The following is a 15,191-nucleotide window of genomic DNA, read 5'->3' as shown; positions in this document are numbered from 1 at the left end:
ATTGGTGTGGGGTGCTTGATGAGGATTTCCAAGCCGGTTTTCGACCGTCTGGGGCTTAGCCTGTGGATTGGGGCATTCGCGGTCGTGCTTGGGCTTGTCCTGTGGTCGCCCGACGCACGCACCGTATTGCACGCCTACAGATATGGCAGTGTGGAGTTTCTCGCCGGCCGGCCGCTCTACGACCTCGAGTCCGAGATGGGATACCTTTACGCGCCCGCCTTCGCCGCGCTCTATATTCCGTTCTTGAATCTGGGACCGCATCTTGGCGGGCTGGTCTGGCATGCCCTCGGTTTCGCCGTTCTCACCATTGCCGCGGCGCGGCAGGTGCATAAGCTGGGCGGACAGGAGCAGACCTGGCTGCTTTCCTTCGGCCTCTTCCTCGCTTTACCGATGACACTGGGCGCCATCCGCAACGGCCAGGCGACAATCCTGCTGACCGGCGCCTGCTGGCTCTTGACCCTGTCGGCACTGGAAGGAAGGCGTGCGGAGACCTTTTTTTGGGCCTCGCTTGCCATCACGGCCAAGCCGACCGCGATCATCATGCTGCTGTTGGTGGGGGCGTTGCGCCCGCGGCTGATACCGGCCCTTGTGCTGGCAGTGCTGTTCGTGCTCGCCATACCCTACGCTTTCGCTCCCGCCGGCTACCTGAACGAGCAGTATGGCGATTTCGCCCGCATGCTGACGTCGATGGCCGTCGACAAGACCAGCCATTTTGTTCCTACCGATTTCACCGCGCCCTTTATCGAGATGGGGCTGCCCGTTCCGGATTCGGTTGCCACGGCGGTGCGCGTCGTGATCGGCCTGCTGACGCTCTCGATCGTGCTCTGGTTCGACCGCAAGCTCGAACAAGGAGCGGCCGGACTCGCGATCTTCCTGGCGGCCGCCTTCTACATGTGCGTCTTCAACCCGCGCGTCGAGCCCAACACCTATGCGATGATCGCGGTTCCCGCCGGCCTTGCCATTGCCCTGTTGTGGCGCGAAGAAAAAGGTGGCGTCCTGGCCTGCGTGCTGTCCATGACTTTATTCCTGACAGGTTTGACCGGTGTCGAGCGCCACATGCATGACTTTCTCTATCCCTGGTTTCGGCCGATCACGGTCACTTTCATCGCCTGCTTCCTGATATGGTGGTTCTGGGCCAAGGCGCGGCAAAAATTGGTGAATGCGGAGCCTGTCGCCCATGGCTGAGATGCGCCCGACACTCGATATCGTGGCGCCGTTCTTCAACGAGGCCCAATCGGCGACGGCTTTCGCGGCATTGCTCGACGCGCTCGAGGCGGCGGTGTCGAGCCGCTTCGGCATGCAAGTCCACAAGATCCTGGTCGACGACGGCAGCCGGGACGATAGCGCCGGGCGGTTTTCGCAGGCACTTTCGGGATCCTGGGAAATCGTGCGCCTCAGCCGCAATTTCGGCAAGGAGGTCGCCGTGCTCGCCGGCCTCGACCACTCGCGGGGCGACATGGTGCTTGTCATGGACGCGGATCTGCAGCACTCCCTGGAGACCAGCCTGAAGATGATCGTCGAGCTGGCTGAGAATCCGGACGTCGACGTCGTCTACGCGCAGAACGACCGGCGCGGGGCAAGCTGGCGGCGCAGCCAGTTGGCGAAACTGTTCTACAGCCTGATCAACAGCAGCCAGCGGTTCGATATTCCCGAGAATGCAGGCGACTTTCGCGTCATGCGCGGCACCGTGGCGCGCGCATTGACCAGCCTGCGCGACAAAAGGCGCTTCAACAAGGGCCTGTTCGCCTGGGCCGGCTTCCGCCAGAAGGCCATATCCTATTCGCCGGAAAACCGTGCCAGCGGCAAGTCAAAATGGAGCCGGCTCAACCTGATCGCCTTTTCGCTAGAGGGATTTACGTCCTTTTCGGTGATTCCGCTGCGCCTGATCAGCCTCAGCGGACTGCTTGCGGCGTTTGCCGGCGCGGTCTACGGCGCGAAAGTGCTCTTCGAGGTGCTGTTCTACGGCATTGCCGTTCCAGGCTATCCGAGCCTGCTGGTCGCCGTGGTGTTGCTCGGCGGCCTCAACCTGACACTTCTCGGGCTGATCGGTGAATATGTCTGGGTCACGCTCAGCGAAAGCAAGGATCGCCCGGTCTACATCGTGCGCGATATCGTGCGCAGCGATGTTCCCGCCAGGTCGGCGCCGGGCGTTTCCGGGGCATGATGCGCGGCATCCGCCTGATCGCCGACGATTACGGCCTGGCGCCCGGCGTCTCGGCGGCGATCCTCGACCTGCTCGATCGCGGGCGGCTAACGGGCACCGGTTGCATGACCGGTTTCGCGGAATGGCCGGGGGAGGCGGAACGCATCAAGCCGCTGTGCGGCCGGGTCGCCGTCGGCCTGCATCTGACCTTGACGGACCAGCCGGCCGTGACCGGCCCGTCGAGCCTGGCGCCGGAAGGCCGGCTGCCGCCGCTCCGCTCGCTGGCATTGCCGATCCTGCGCGGCAGCATCGAGACCTGCGACGTCCATGCCGAGCTCGACGCCCAATTTGGCCGCTTCGTCGAGGCGCTCGGACACCGGCCCGATTTCATCGACGGCCACCAGCATGTGCATTTCCTGCCTGTCGTGCGCAAATGGCTGCGGGGGCGTTTCGCCGGAGATGCCGGCAGACCGTGGCTGCGCGGCGCGCCGGCACTGGCCGGCAGCGGAGCGGCGGCATCGAAAATTGCGGCGATCGCCGCCCTGGCAACTGGTTTCAACCGATCCATGCGGCGCGCCGGCTTCACCGTGAGGGCGCCGCTCGCCGGCATCTATGACTGGCGGCAGCCGGAAAAGTTCGCGCCCGCCCTGCAAACCGCCGTTGAAAGCCTGCCGGAAGAGGGACTGTTCATGTGCCATCCCGGGCATGTCGACGAGACGTTGCGTGCACGCGACCCGATGCAAGATGTGCGCGAAGTCGAATTCGCGGTTCTCGCCTCCGATCATTTCGGCGCAAACCTGGCTCGCGCGCGTGTCGGCATCATGGACGGCACAGCATGAGTGCCGATCAGTCCCGGCGTTCGACCGGCAATAAGATTATCCGCTTCGCCATTGTCGGCCTGGTGAACACGGCCATCGACCTTGCCGGTTTCTTTCTGCTGCTCAAGCTGCACGTGCCGCCGCTGCCCGCCAACGTTGCGTCCTGGTCCATTGCCGTCACCTTCTCCTTCGCGGCCAACGGCTTCTGGTCGTTCGAGCGCGATCCGGCCATCCGGCTGCATCATGCCTTTCTTCGCTTCGCCTCGCTCGGCGCGCTGATTTCGCTTGGTGTCTCCAGCCTTGCGATCGCGCTGTTCGCCGGCGTCGTCGGCGTGTGGCCGGCAAAGATCGGCGGGGTGGTTGTGGCGGCGGTGCTGAATTTCCTCGCCGCGCGCTGGTCGATCGAGGGCCGTCTCTTGAAATAGCAGGCTGTTTCCCCACGAAAATTCCGGACCCGCTACACGGTCTCCTGGAATTTCCCTATTCAGCCGGCTCCACATCGGTGTAGGCGGCTTCCTCGAGTTCGCGCTTCAGCCGCGCCTCCTCGTGGGTCTTCGGCGTGACGAAGCGGCCGAGCAAGAGATAGGCGACGGGGGTCAGGAACAGCGTCGAGACGGTGGCCAGCCCCAGTCCGCCGACGATCACCCAGCCGAGCGCGATACGGGCCTCGGCGCCGGCGCCCGCCGCCAGCACCAGCGGCACGCCGCCGAGTACGGTGCAGATCATTGTCATCATCACCGGGCGCAAGCGAATGGTCGAGGCCTGTTCGATCGCCTCGCGCACGCCCAGTCCGCGATCGCGCAGCTGGTTTGCGAATTCGACGATCAGGATGCCGTTCTTGGCCATGACGCCGACCAGCAGCACCAGACCTATCTGGCTGTAGGCGTTGAGGCTGGTGCCCGAGAGCAGAAGCGCGAAGATGGCGCAGGCGAGGCCGAGCGGCACTGTCGCCATGATGATGATGGCGCTGACGAAGCTCTCGAATTGCGCGGCAAGCACCAGCAGGATGATGACCAGGGCAAAACCGAAGATGGTGACCATGGCGCTGTTTGTCTCACCCAGCGTCGCCGCCTCGGCCAATGGCACGATGCGGCTGCCCGGCGGCAGAAGCGGCGTTGCGATCTCCTCGGCGCGCGTAAGGGCCGAGCCGAGGGCGAAATCGCCGCCGAGGTTGGACGTGATCGCCACCGACGGCTGCTGCTGCTCGCGCGACAGCGAAGGCGGCACGGCACGCTCGGTCAGCGTGGCTATGGTCGACATCGGCACGAAACGGCCGTCAGCCGTCTTTAGGAAGACGTTCTCCAGGTCGGTCGGATCGTTGATCGGGTTGGTGGTCGAAACCAGCTTCACCCCGTAGCTGCGGTCGGCGATGTAGACATCGACGACGTCGTTGCCGTCGAGCATGGCCTGCATGGTGTTGGCCAGCCCGGTGATGTCGATGCCGAGATCGGAGGCGCGCTCGCGGTCGATGGCGACGGAGAGCTGCGGTTGCGTCGGGTCGATGGAAAGACGGGGTGTCTGGAAACGCGGATCCTTCTGCATCTCGGCGATGATCTTGACGGCCGCGTCGCCGAGCGCCTTGCGGTCGTTGCCGACCAGCGCGAACTGCAGGCCGTTGCCGGCGCCACGGATGCCGAGGCTGTTGGGCTGCACCGGGAAGATACGCACACTGGGCACCTGGCGGGTGAGTTGGCTGATCTCGGCCATGATCTCCTGCTGGCTGCGGCTGCGCTCGTCCCAGGGCGCCAGCGTCATCACCATGAAGCCTGAATTATAGGCGCCGTTCTGGCCGGCGCTCTCGAAAGTGCTGACGATTTCGCCGGAATCACGCAGCGGCTGGATCAGTTTTTCGATCTTCTGCATCTGCTGCGTCGTGTAGTCGAGGCTGACGCCTTGCGGGGCGCTGATGCGAAGCAGCACGACCGCGCGATCCTCGGTCGGCGTCAATTCCTGGCGGATGGTGCCGAACAGCGCGAATGCGGTGCCGGCGAACAGCAGCGCCACCAGCACCACGATCCACGGCGCGTCGAGGCAGACATGCAGGCTGCGCCGGTAGGCCGCGTTCAGCGCGCCGCCGATGCGTGCGCCGACGCCGTTGCCGCCCTCGTGGTGGAGGGCGGCAGTGGACAGCATGCGCGAGGCAAGCATGGGGCAAAGCGTCAGCGCGACCACGCAGGACAACAGCACCGACATGGCGAGCACGAAGCCGAATTCGCGGAACAGGCCGCCGGTCTGGCCCGGCAGGAAGGAGATCGGCACGAAGACGGCAACCAGCGTCAGGGTGGTGGCGATGACGGCGAAGAACACCTCCTGTGCGCCGAGCACGGCGGCGGCACGCGGCCCCATGCCTTGATTGCGCCGCCGCACGATGTTTTCCAAAACGACGATCGCGTCATCGACGACAAGCCCCGTCGCCAGCACCAGGGCCAGCAGCGTCAGGATGTTGATCGAAAAACCAGCGAGATAGATTGCGGCAATGGTGCCGATCATGGCGACGGGCATCGACAGGCCCGGAATGAGCGTGGCGCGCCAGTCGAGAAGAAAGGCATAGATGACGATCAGCACGATGGAGACGGAAAGCGCGAGCGCGATCTCCACCTCGTGGACGGCGCCGTTGACGAACACCGCGTCGTCGCTTGTGACCTTGATCGACATGCCTTGCGGCAGGTTTGCCTGCAACTTCTCGACCGCGGCCTTGACGCCGGTGGAGATGTCCAGCGTGTTCGATTCCGCCTGGCGGATGATGCCGATGCCGATGCCGGTCTTGCCGTCCGAACGCAACGTGGTCTGGCCGATGTCGGGGCCGAGCGTGACGGTGGCGACATCGCGGATGCGCGTCGTTCCGCCAATGATGATGTTCTCGAATTCTTCCGGCGTCGTCACATCGGCGGTGGTGCGAACGATCAGGTCCTGATTGGTGGTGGTGATCGAGCCGGCGGGTGAATCGAAGGCGACCGAGGCAAGGGCGGTCCTGAGGTCGGCGACGGTGAAGCCCAGGCTGGCGAGCTTGTTCTGATCGACGTCGATGCGGAAGATCTTGTCGCGGTCGCCATAGACCTGGACGTCCGCGACGCCTGGAACGGCAGCCAGTTCGTCCTCGATCTGGTCCTGGACCACGACGGTCATGTCCTGAACCGACATGGTGTCGGAGGTGACGGCCAGGCGCATCACGGGGTCGGAGTTGGCGTCGGCCTTCACGATGCGCGGCGGATCGGCCGTCTCCGGCATCTGGTTGGCGACGCGGCCGACGGCATCCCGCACATCCGAGGCCCCGACATTGAGGTCGACGCCGTCGTTGAATTCGATGGTGACGCGGCTCGAGCCGAAGGAGGAGGTCGAAGAGATCGACTTGACGCCGGAAACGCGGGCAACAGCTCCCTCGATCGTGTCGGTCAGTTCGCGATCGACCGTTTCGGCCGCCGCGCCTTCGAAAGTCGTGGAAACGGTGACGACGGCGCGGTCGACATCAGGCAGTTCGCGGATCTCGACGCCATAGAAGGCGGCGAGGCCGGCGACCGCGATGAGGACATTCAGCACCAGGGCCATGACCGGCCTGCGGATGAACAGGGCGGTAAAGCCGGTCTCGCTGGCGGCGTTGACGGCTCCGGTCATGAGCCTTCGGCCGCGTTCGCGGCGCGCTGCTCTCCGCGGGCGATGCGGACTTCGCCTCCCTCGCTGACGCTCTGGGTGCCTTCGGTCACCACCATGTCGCCACTGTCCAGTTCCGCGTCGATCAACACGGTTTCGGTGTTGCGCTGGATGATGCGCACCGGCACCCGCTTGGCCTTGCCGTTCTCGACCGCCCAGACGTAAGCGCCCTCCGAGCCCCACAGGATCGCCAGCGGGCTGACGGCGGGATAGGTCTCGCCGGGGAATTTCATGGTGATGGCGAACGACATGCCGGCGCGCAGCGAATCGGCCGGGTTGGCGATCGTCGCCTTGACCAGAAGCGTACGGCTGTTCTCGTCGATGTGGTTGTCGATGGCCGAAACCGTGCCGGTATAGCTGTTGCCGGGATTGGCGATCGGCGTCGCCGACAATTGCGCGCCGATCTTGACGGCGGCCGCGAAGCGTTCCGGCACCAGGAAATCGACAAGGATCGAGGAACGGTCGTCGAGCGTGGCGATCGCCGACTGGTTGGTCACATAATTGCCGGCGGAGATCGGCAGGATCCCGACCGTGCCGGAGATCGGGGCGAGAACAGACCGGCGGTGCAGTGCCAGTTCCGCATCCTGTAGCGCCAGCTTGGCACCGGCCAGCACCACTTCGGCATCGGCGACGGCGACCGGTGTCGCCGCATTGGAGGCGCGCAGCGACCTGACCCGGTCGAGCTTGGCCTGTGCGTCCTGAAGCGCGAGCCGGGCACGGTCCTGGGCGATCACTTCGGTCTCGGAATCGAGGGTCGCGATGACCTGTCCCTTGTCGACATGGGTGCCGGACGAAACCAGCAATTCGGCGAGACGGCCGGAGGAGTAGGGATTGACCGTCACCGACGCATTGGCGCGGCCGGTGCCGATGGCCTGAAGCCGGTCGTTTATGGTCGCGGAAATGGCGGGCACGACGACGACGTTGACCTGACGGGCTCGCTCGCCGCCGCCAGCGGATTTCGTGCCGGCGCCGGTTTCAGCCGGAGGCGGTGCCGCGTAGGCCCAGTCTATTCCCCAGCGCGCCAGCACGTCCGGCGCGCCCGGAAAAAAGCGCAGCCAGGCGGCAGCCGCCACCACCAGCACCACAAGGGCGAAAAGTATCTGTTTCCAGGCGGCCATCGGCACTCCGGTTGGCAAAACAATCCTTCCGTCCACCGGTTTCCCGAAATAAGCAGACGCGGCGGGGCTATTCTAAGGCAAGAAGCAAGCCCCCGATATCGTGCCTTTATGACAATTCTTCAGTGCCCGCGCACATTAAATATGCGTAAGGTTGCCGGTGTTCGTGCCGTTTTGATTTTTTAGTTCACTTCGAGCCGGGCTTTCGAGATTACAACGCTGGCTATGCGGCCCCGACGCCAGTTTCGGACCGAAATCGTTCCAGACGTATCCCGGGGCTGCATCAACGCAGGCCTTCCATCTCGCGGATGCGCCGGGCGCCGTCGGCCTCGAGTTGCCTTGTGACGGCACCGATCAGCGTTTCGGCGACGACGAAGAGCGCCGCCGAGGAGTCCCACGCCGAAGGCACGGCGGTTCGCCCGGCGATGACGTGACGGGCGAAGCGGGCGATCGGCGACAGCCACTGGTCGGTGAACAACACGATCTGCACGCCACGCTGATGCGCCTTCTCGGCGAAGCGGATGAGGCTGTCCTGGTAGCGCCTGATGTCGAAAATGACCAGCACGTCGCGCTTGCCCATGTCGATCAGCCTGTCGCGCCACATGCTTTCCTGGCCGGCGAGGTGAATGACGTCAGGCTGGATGATGGCGAGGTGGGCGGCCATGTAGCGCGCCAGCGGATCGGTGAAGCGGCCGCCGATCAGGAATGTCTTGCCGCGACGCTCGGCGAGGCGGGACGCGATGTCGGCAAGTTGCTGGTCGGACAGGTGCCGGAACGTCTCGCGCATATTGTCGAGCGTTGCCTCCAGCATCGGCGACGCCGTGCCGCCGGGCAAGGGCGGATTGAGCGTGCGGGTCGCAGGGGACTGCAATTGCGCCGCCAGTTCGTCCTGCAGGCTCGACTGGAACTCCGGATAGTTCTGGAAGCCGAGCCTTGCGACGAAACGCAGGATCGTCGGCGAGGACACGCCGGCCGCGGACGAGAATTCGGCGACAGTCTTCAGACCGATCATCGGATAGCTCGCTATCAGCGTCTGGGCCGCTCGCCGCTCGCCGGCCGGCATCGTGCCGATGCGGTCGGCTATTAGTTCGGCAATACTGGAAATCATCTTTTCCCACCCATGGCCCGGCCGACGGTGTTTTCCCCAAATCGCATTTGACAAAGCCGGGCAAACTGTATGAAATCATCCATAGGGACGCAATGAGGCAAAATACGTAACATACGATACAGCGCTCCCCGGGGACCGCAGACTATGGAGAAAGCACGGCCCGCCAGCCTTGCATCGCCTGATGCCGTAAGGGTGACCAACCCGGGCGGATCGAGCCCCTTCGTGCTCACCTGCGACCACGCCTCCAATTTCGTGCCCGCCGAATTCGGCACGCTCGGCCTCACCGCCGAGGACCTGTCGCGTCACATCGCCTGGGACCCGGGCGCGCTGCCGGTTGCGTTGCGCATGGCGCAGGCGCTCGATGCGACGCTGGTCGAAACCTGCATTTCGCGTCTCGTCATCGACTGCAACCGGCCGCTTGACGCGCCGGACCTGGTGCCGCCGGTCAGCGAAACCACAGCCATACCGGGCAACACCGGCCTGTCGGAAAAGCAGCGCGCGGCGCGGGTCGCCCTGTCCTGGCAGCCGTTTCATAACGCCATCGAGCATATTGTCGAAGACAGGCTGGCGCGCGGCCAGGAGACGCGGCTGGTATCGGTGCATTCCTTCACGCCGATCTACAAAGGCCGAGACCGGCCCTGGCATATCGGCATCATCCACGATGACGACCGCCGGCTGGCAGCGCCGCTGATATCGGCGCTGCGGCACCTTGCCGGCATCACCGTCGGCGTCAACGAACCCTATTCGCCGGCCGACCGCGTCTATTTCACGCTGGAACGCCATGCGCGCCCGCGCGGGCTGCCCTGCGCGATGATCGAAATCCGCAACGATGAAATCTCCGGCGAGACCGGGCAGCGGAAATGGGCGGATTTGCTCACAGGCATCTTTTCGGATCTGGAGCCCGAGGAGACCAGAGGCGCCAGGGAACACGCAACGGGAAAGTCAGTTCAATCGGCTAGCTGAGAACGCAAGGGGACTAAAAATGGCAGCACCTGGATATACCGAAGTTGACAAGGCGGAGGACGTCAAGGTCCTCCACAGCATGGGCTACGCCCAGGAACTGGAGCGGCGCCTCAGCCGCTTTTCGAACTTCGCCGTTTCCTTCTCCATCATCTGCATCCTGTCGGGCGGCATCAATTCGCTGGCGCAGGCAACGTCGGGCGCCGGCGGCATCGGCATCGGCATCGGCTGGCTGGTCGGCTGCTTCGTCTCGTTGACGTTCGCCGTCGCCATGTCGCAGATCAGCTCGGCCTATCCGACGGCAGGCGGGCTCTATCATTGGGGCTCGATCCTGGGCAACCGCGGCACCGGCTGGGTCACGGCCTGGCTCAACCTGCTCGGCCTGATCACCGTGCTCGGCGCCATCAATGTCGGCACCTGGACATTCTTCATCGGTGCCTTCGGACCGGCGCTCGGCATCGAAGGCACGCTGACCAACCAGATGATCTTTCTGGTCATCATCACCGGCGCCCAGGCGCTCATCAACCATCTCGGCATCAAGCTGACGGCCAAGCTCACCGACTTCTCGGGCTACCTCATCTTCTTCGGCTCGATCCTGATCGCAGTGGTCTGCCTGCTTTCCGCCGAAACCTGGGATTTCAGCCGGCTGTTCACCTTCCATAACTACTCCGGCGATGCCGGAGGCGGCGTCTGGCCGTCGGTTTCGAATGCCTGGGTGTTCGCGCTCGGCCTCCTGCTGCCGATCTATACCATCACCGGTTACGACGCCTCGGCGCATACCTCCGAGGAGACCATCAAGGCGGCCAGCTCGGTGCCGCGCGCCATGGTCATGTCGGTGATCTGGTCGGCGGTCTTCGGCTATCTGTTCCTGGCCGCCTTCGTGCTGATGATCCCGAACATGGACGATGCCGCCAAGCAAGGTTGGAACGTGTTCTTCTGGGCCTTCGACCAGCGCGTCAGCCCTGGCCTCAAGGAGTTCGTCTATCTCGTCGTGTTCATCGCTCAGCTGCTGTGCGGCCTCGCCACCGTCACCTCAGCCTCGCGCATGATCTTCGCCTTCTCGCGTGACGGCGGCCTGCCGGGTTCGTCGGCACTGGCCAAGGTCAGCCCGACCTACCGCACGCCGGTGGCCGCGATCTGGACGGCATCGATCCTGTCGGTGCTGTTCGTCTGGGGTTCGACGCTGGTTTCGGTCGCCGGCACCTCGGCCTACACCATCGTGGTCTCCTGCACCGTCATCTTCCTGTTCCTGTCCTTCACCGTGCCGATCGTGCTCGGCATGCTGGCCTGGGGCACGCCCAAATGGGACAAGATGGGACCGTGGAACATGGGGCGCGGCGTGTTCATGCTGTTTGCGGTCCTGTCGATCGTGTCGATGATCCTGATCTTCGTCATTGGCATCCAGCCGCCGAACGACTGGGCGCTCTACATCACCGTCGGCTTCTTCATCCTGACCGCGATCGTCTGGTTTGCCTTCGAGCGCAACCGCTTCCAGGGTCCGCCGCTCGGCGACATCATCGCGGCGCGCCAAGCGGCGATCAAGGCGGCTGAGCAGGCCGTCGGCGAAACCGGCCACTGAGGCCAGCATCTCACAGCCATGGCCCGCGCATCGCCGGCCATGGCTTCGACCCTTCGAAATCGACAAGCCCAAAATGACAAGCACTGGAGCGCCAAAGGAATGGCCGGAAATTTCTCGTTCGATCAGTTGAAGAAAGCGGTTTCCGGCGGGGAGATCGACACGGTGCTGGCCTGCATCGTCGATATGCAGGGACGGCTGGCGGGAAAACGGTTCCTGGCCCAGTACTTCGTCGATTCCGCGCATGACGAGACGCATGGCTGCAACTATCTCCTGGCCGCCGACATCGATATGGAGCCGGTGCCCGGCTATAAGGCGGCAAGCTGGTCGAAGGGCTATGGCGATTTCGTCATGAAGCCCGACCTCGCGACGCTGCGGCGCATTCCGTGGCTGGAAAAGACAGCGCTCGTGATCTGCGACGTGCTCGATCACCACACCCATGACGACCTGCCGCATTCCCCGCGCGCCATCCTGAAGAAGCAGGTCAAGCGGCTGACGGAGCGCGGTTATATCGGCTATTTCGCCTCCGAGCTCGAATTCTACCTCTTCAGCGAGACCTACGATTCCGCCCGCAAGAAGCACTGGCAGGGCCTCGACACCGCCTCGCCCTATATCGGCGACTATCAGATCGGCATCACCACCAAGGAAGAAGGCGTCATGCGACGGCTTCGCAACGAGATGGAAGCGGCAGGCATCCCGATCGAGAACTCGAAGGGCGAGTGGGGGCCGGGTCAGGAAGAGATCAATGTGCGCTATGCCGAGGCCCTCGACATGGCCGATCGCCACGTCATCCTGAAGAACGGCGCTAAGGAGATCGCCGAATCCGAAGGCAAGGCGATTTCCTTCATGGCCAAGTACAATTACGGGCTCGCCGGCAATTCCAGCCACATCCACAATTCGCTCTGGAGCGCCGACGGCAAGACGCCGCTTTTCTTCGACAGACAAGCCGACTGGACGCTGTCGAGCCTCGGCCAGCAATGGGCGGCGGGCCAACTTAAATACGCCAAGGAGTTCACCTGGTTCCTGGCGCCCTACATCAATTCCTATAAGCGCTTCCAGGCCGGAACGTTCGCGCCGACCAAGATCATGTGGAGCGAAGACAATCGCACCGCCGGCTTCCGCCTGTGCGGCGAAGGCACCAAGGGCATCCGGATGGAATGCCGCATCGGCGGCGCCGACTTGAACCCCTATCTCGCCTTCGCGGCGTTGATCGCCGCCGGCCTTGCCGGCATCGACGAGAAGCTGGAGCTGCAAAAGCCCTTCGTCGGCGACGCCTATCAGGCCTCGCGCCTGCCGGAGATCCCGAAGACGCTGCGCGACGCCACCGACACGCTGGCCAAGTCCAAGATGCTGAAACAGGCGCTCGGCGAGGACGTGCTCGAACACTACGTCCACACCGCCAAATGGGAGCAGTTCGAATACGACCGCCGCATTACGGATTGGGAACTGCACAGGGGGTTCGAGCGATACTAGAAAGATAGTAAGTTACTACCCTTACCTTGATCGGAAACGCGGATTGAACTAGAATTATGTGATGACCGAAGGAACCAAATACCATCCGCTTTTCGAGCATCTTCTGTTCTCGGGCCAAGGCCGTATGTCCATGAGCTTCGCGGAGATCGAGCAAGTAATAGGCGGCCGCTTGCCACCGTCGGCGCGACAGCGGCAGGAATGGTGGGCGAACAGCCCGAACGGGCACAGCCAGGCACGCGCCTGGTTGCGCGCAAACTATCGGGCGTCCCATGTCGACCTTGCGAACGAACGCGTGGATTTTAAACTGGAGGGATGGCCCGAGGGCTATCGAAAGCCGAACATGGCTACCATGGACAAGACTCCTCCGGGAATGGCGGAGCCAGCGCAGGCTAGCTACGAACGTCCACGGGAAAATATCGACCATCCGCTTTTCGGCATATGGACAGGCAAGGTTACGCTTTGCCCAGGGCATGATTACACTAGGCCGGCTTTTGAGCCTGATGTGCAGCCGTGACGCATAGGTTGCTGCTCGACACGTGCGCGATCATATGGATAGCGCTGAACGAGCCGATCAGGCCGGAAGCCAAGACTGCGATCAATACCGCCGCGGCTGTTGACGAGAAGATCCGGGTTTCCCCCATATCGGCCTGGGAATTGGGCCTGCTGAGCGCCAACGGCCGATTGGCGGCAGCAAAGTCGCCAACAAGCATTTTTGGGGAAGTGATCGCCACGCCAGGCATCAAGGTAGAGGCTCTTTCGCCGGGCTTATTGATTGAATCGTCCTTCTTGCCCGGATCGCTTCACGGCGATCCGGCAGATAGAATATTGATCGCGACGGCACGGGCGTTCGATCTGACGCTCGTGACGCGCGATCAGTCGATACTGGATTATGCGAGAGCGGGGCATGTTCGCGCCCTTGCCTGCTGACGCTTTGCCTTTCGATATGGAGACATCTTCTTGGAAATCGTGAAACTCAAATCCCCTATCGATGGTTCGGTCTATGCCGAGCGTCCGATCGCCACTGACCAGGCGGTCAATGCCGCTGTCGAGCGCGCCAAAGCGGCGCAGGAGAAGTGGGCCGGGACGCCGATCGTCGAGCGCGGCAAGTACATGCTGGCGATGCTCGAAACGCTGGTCGCCATGACCGACGAAATCGTGCCGGAGATTGCCTGGCAGATGGGGCGTCCGGTGCGCTATGGCGGCGAGTTCGGCGGCGTCAAGGAACGCACCAGCTATATGGTCGAGATCGCCGAGGCGGCGCTGAAATCGGTCCCGGCCTCCAATCCGAAGGACGGGTTCCGCCGCTATGTGAAGAAGGATCCGCTCGGCGTGGTCATGGTGATCGCGCCGTGGAACTATCCTTACCTCACCGCGGTCAACACGATCGTGCCGGCGCTGATGGCCGGCAACACCGTCATCCTCAAACACGCCGCGCAGACGCTGCTTGTCGGCGAGCGTTTCCAGCAGGCTTTCGACAAAGCCGGCCTGCCCAAGGGCGTGTTCCAGAACATCGTGCTGAACCACGCGCAGACAGAAAAATTGCTTGGCTCGGGCAAGATCGACCACGTCAATTTCACCGGCTCGGTCGCCGGCGGCCGCGCCATCGAAAAGGCAGCGGCCGGCATCTTCATGACGCTCGGGTTGGAGCTTGGCGGCAAGGATCCTGCCTATGTGCTGCCCGACGCCAAGATTGACCATGCAGTCGCCAATCTGGTCGATGGCGCCTTCTACAATTCCGGCCAGTGCTGCTGCGGCATCGAGCGCGTCTATGTGCATGAGAAGGTCTATGACGAATTCGTCGCAGGCTTCATCGCCGAGACGAAACACTATGTCGTCGGCAACCCGCTCGAACAGGCGACGACGATGGGGCCGATGGCGCAGGCTCGTTTCGCCGACCTGATTCGCGAGCAAAAGGCCGAGGCGCTGCGCAAGGGCGCCAAGGCGCACATCAACATGAAGGTGGCTCAGGACAATGCCGGCTCGCCCTATCTGGCGCCGGAAGTCCTGACCGACGTCGACCACCAGATGAGCGTCATGCGCGAGGAAAGTTTTGGCCCGATCGTCGGCATCATGAAGGTGCGCAACGACGAGGAGGCGATCGCGCTGATGAACGACAGCCCCTACGGCCTGACCGCCTCGATCTGGACGCGCGACACCGAGCATGCGGTGGCGATCGGCGACCGCGTCGAGACCGGCACGGTGTTCATGAACCGCTGCGACTACCTCGACCCGGCGCTGGTCTGGACCGGCGTCAAGGACACCGGCAAGGGGGCCGGCTTGTCCGCCATCGGCTACGACAACCTGACCCGGCCGAAATCCTTCCACCTGCGCGAAGCCATCTGATTTTTTG

At 63.5% G+C, this 15,191-nt stretch carries 13 protein-coding genes; 10 read left to right on the top strand and 3 right to left on the bottom strand.

From position 1 onward, the window contains the following. Positions 1 to 18: 18 nt before the first annotated feature. From FJ426_RS13475 to FJ426_RS13460, 4 genes are read left to right on the top strand one after another with little or no spacing between them, the layout of a single operon-like run. Positions 19 to 1,185 carry a glycosyltransferase family 87 protein gene (locus FJ426_RS13475; protein ID WP_140560286.1) on the top strand — a complete coding sequence of 389 codons (1,167 nt, stop codon included), beginning with the start codon at positions 19 to 21 and terminating at the stop codon, positions 1,183 to 1,185. Then, on the top strand, positions 1,178 to 2,164 hold the full coding sequence (locus FJ426_RS13470) for a glycosyltransferase family 2 protein (RefSeq protein ID WP_140560287.1): 987 nt from the start codon (positions 1,178 to 1,180) through the stop codon (positions 2,162 to 2,164). Before FJ426_RS13475 ends, FJ426_RS13470 begins: the two co-directional genes overlap by 8 nt. Beyond that, positions 2,161 to 2,982: a ChbG/HpnK family deacetylase gene (locus FJ426_RS13465; protein ID WP_140496315.1), complete on the top strand. Its 822-nt coding sequence runs from the start codon at positions 2,161 to 2,163 to the stop codon at positions 2,980 to 2,982. The genes FJ426_RS13470 and FJ426_RS13465 overlap by 4 nt, the downstream gene beginning before the upstream one ends. Next, a complete protein-coding gene (locus FJ426_RS13460) occupies positions 2,979 to 3,386 on the top strand; it encodes a GtrA family protein (protein ID WP_140560288.1) in 408 nt (135 codons plus the stop codon). Before FJ426_RS13465 ends, FJ426_RS13460 begins: the two co-directional genes overlap by 4 nt. Before the next feature lie 55 nt (positions 3,387 to 3,441). On the opposite strand, the gene FJ426_RS13455 is transcribed toward FJ426_RS13460, so the two are convergent. The 3 genes from FJ426_RS13455 to FJ426_RS13445 all read right to left on the bottom strand — a co-directional run bounded on the left by FJ426_RS13455 (position 3,442) and on the right by FJ426_RS13445 (position 8,832). Beyond that, positions 3,442 to 6,573 carry an efflux RND transporter permease subunit gene (locus FJ426_RS13455; RefSeq protein ID WP_140560289.1) on the bottom strand — a complete coding sequence of 1,044 codons (3,132 nt, stop codon included), beginning with the start codon at positions 6,571 to 6,573 and terminating at the stop codon, positions 3,442 to 3,444. Then, a complete protein-coding gene (locus FJ426_RS13450) occupies positions 6,570 to 7,727 on the bottom strand; it encodes an efflux RND transporter periplasmic adaptor subunit (RefSeq protein WP_140560290.1) in 1,158 nt (385 codons plus the stop codon). Before FJ426_RS13450 ends, FJ426_RS13455 begins: the two co-directional genes overlap by 4 nt. 280 nt (positions 7,728 to 8,007) lie before the next feature. Beyond that, positions 8,008 to 8,832 carry a MurR/RpiR family transcriptional regulator gene (locus FJ426_RS13445; protein ID WP_140560291.1) on the bottom strand — a complete coding sequence of 275 codons (825 nt, stop codon included), beginning with the start codon at positions 8,830 to 8,832 and terminating at the stop codon, positions 8,008 to 8,010. Positions 8,833 to 8,976: 144 nt separating this feature from the next. On the opposite strand from FJ426_RS13445, the gene FJ426_RS13440 reads away from it, so the two are divergent. From FJ426_RS13440 to FJ426_RS13415, 6 genes are all read left to right on the top strand, one after another. Next, the gene (locus FJ426_RS13440) at positions 8,977 to 9,795 is read left to right on the top strand and encodes an N-formylglutamate amidohydrolase (RefSeq protein WP_140560292.1); all 819 of its coding nucleotides are present in this window, start codon (positions 8,977 to 8,979) and stop codon (positions 9,793 to 9,795) included. Between the two features lie 19 nt (positions 9,796 to 9,814). Next, positions 9,815 to 11,371: an amino acid permease gene (locus tag FJ426_RS13435; RefSeq protein WP_140496309.1), complete on the top strand. Its 1,557-nt coding sequence runs from the start codon at positions 9,815 to 9,817 to the stop codon at positions 11,369 to 11,371. Between the two features lie 99 nt (positions 11,372 to 11,470). Further along, positions 11,471 to 12,841, top strand: a complete 1,371-nt coding sequence (locus FJ426_RS13430) for a glutamine synthetase family protein (RefSeq protein WP_140496308.1) — start codon at positions 11,471 to 11,473, stop codon at positions 12,839 to 12,841. A 61-nt stretch (positions 12,842 to 12,902) separates the two neighbouring features. Beyond that, positions 12,903 to 13,355 carry a hypothetical protein gene (locus FJ426_RS13425; RefSeq protein ID WP_140560293.1) on the top strand — a complete coding sequence of 151 codons (453 nt, stop codon included), beginning with the start codon at positions 12,903 to 12,905 and terminating at the stop codon, positions 13,353 to 13,355. Positions 13,356 to 13,363: 8 nt separating this feature from the next. Then, a complete protein-coding gene (locus FJ426_RS13420; protein WP_246675537.1) occupies positions 13,364 to 13,768 on the top strand; it encodes a type II toxin-antitoxin system VapC family toxin in 405 nt (134 codons plus the stop codon). Positions 13,769 to 13,798: 30 nt separating this feature from the next. Continuing rightward, positions 13,799 to 15,184, top strand: a complete 1,386-nt coding sequence (locus FJ426_RS13415; RefSeq protein ID WP_140560294.1) for an aldehyde dehydrogenase family protein — start codon at positions 13,799 to 13,801, stop codon at positions 15,182 to 15,184. Positions 15,185 to 15,191: the final 7 nt, after the last annotated feature.

Origin of the sequence: Mesorhizobium sp. B2-6-4, assembly GCF_006441495.1 — a bacterium.
Classification (GTDB): domain Bacteria; phylum Pseudomonadota; class Alphaproteobacteria; order Rhizobiales; family Rhizobiaceae; genus Mesorhizobium.
The sequence above is the reverse complement of the archived record's forward strand: the minus strand, read 5'-3'. Positions and strand labels throughout refer to the sequence as shown.

Coding starts and splice junctions, on each gene's coding strand:
- FJ426_RS13430 (WP_140496308.1), top strand. CDS start 11,471: ATGGCCGGAAATTTCTCGTTCGATCAGTTGAAGAAAGCGGTTTCCGGC.
- FJ426_RS13475 (WP_140560286.1), top strand. CDS start 19: ATGAGGATTTCCAAGCCGGTTTTCGACCGTCTGGGGCTTAGCCTGTGG.
- FJ426_RS13465 (WP_140496315.1), top strand. CDS start 2,161: ATGATGCGCGGCATCCGCCTGATCGCCGACGATTACGGCCTGGCGCCC.
- FJ426_RS13440 (WP_140560292.1), top strand. CDS start 8,977: ATGGAGAAAGCACGGCCCGCCAGCCTTGCATCGCCTGATGCCGTAAGG.
- FJ426_RS13435 (WP_140496309.1), top strand. CDS start 9,815: ATGGCAGCACCTGGATATACCGAAGTTGACAAGGCGGAGGACGTCAAG.
- FJ426_RS13470 (WP_140560287.1), top strand. CDS start 1,178: ATGGCTGAGATGCGCCCGACACTCGATATCGTGGCGCCGTTCTTCAAC.
- FJ426_RS13450 (WP_140560290.1), bottom strand. CDS start 7,727: ATGGCCGCCTGGAAACAGATACTTTTCGCCCTTGTGGTGCTGGTGGTG.
- FJ426_RS13460 (WP_140560288.1), top strand. CDS start 2,979: ATGAGTGCCGATCAGTCCCGGCGTTCGACCGGCAATAAGATTATCCGC.
- FJ426_RS13445 (WP_140560291.1), bottom strand. CDS start 8,832: ATGATTTCCAGTATTGCCGAACTAATAGCCGACCGCATCGGCACGATG.
- FJ426_RS13425 (WP_140560293.1), top strand. CDS start 12,903: ATGACCGAAGGAACCAAATACCATCCGCTTTTCGAGCATCTTCTGTTC.
- FJ426_RS13455 (WP_140560289.1), bottom strand. CDS start 6,573: ATGACCGGAGCCGTCAACGCCGCCAGCGAGACCGGCTTTACCGCCCTG.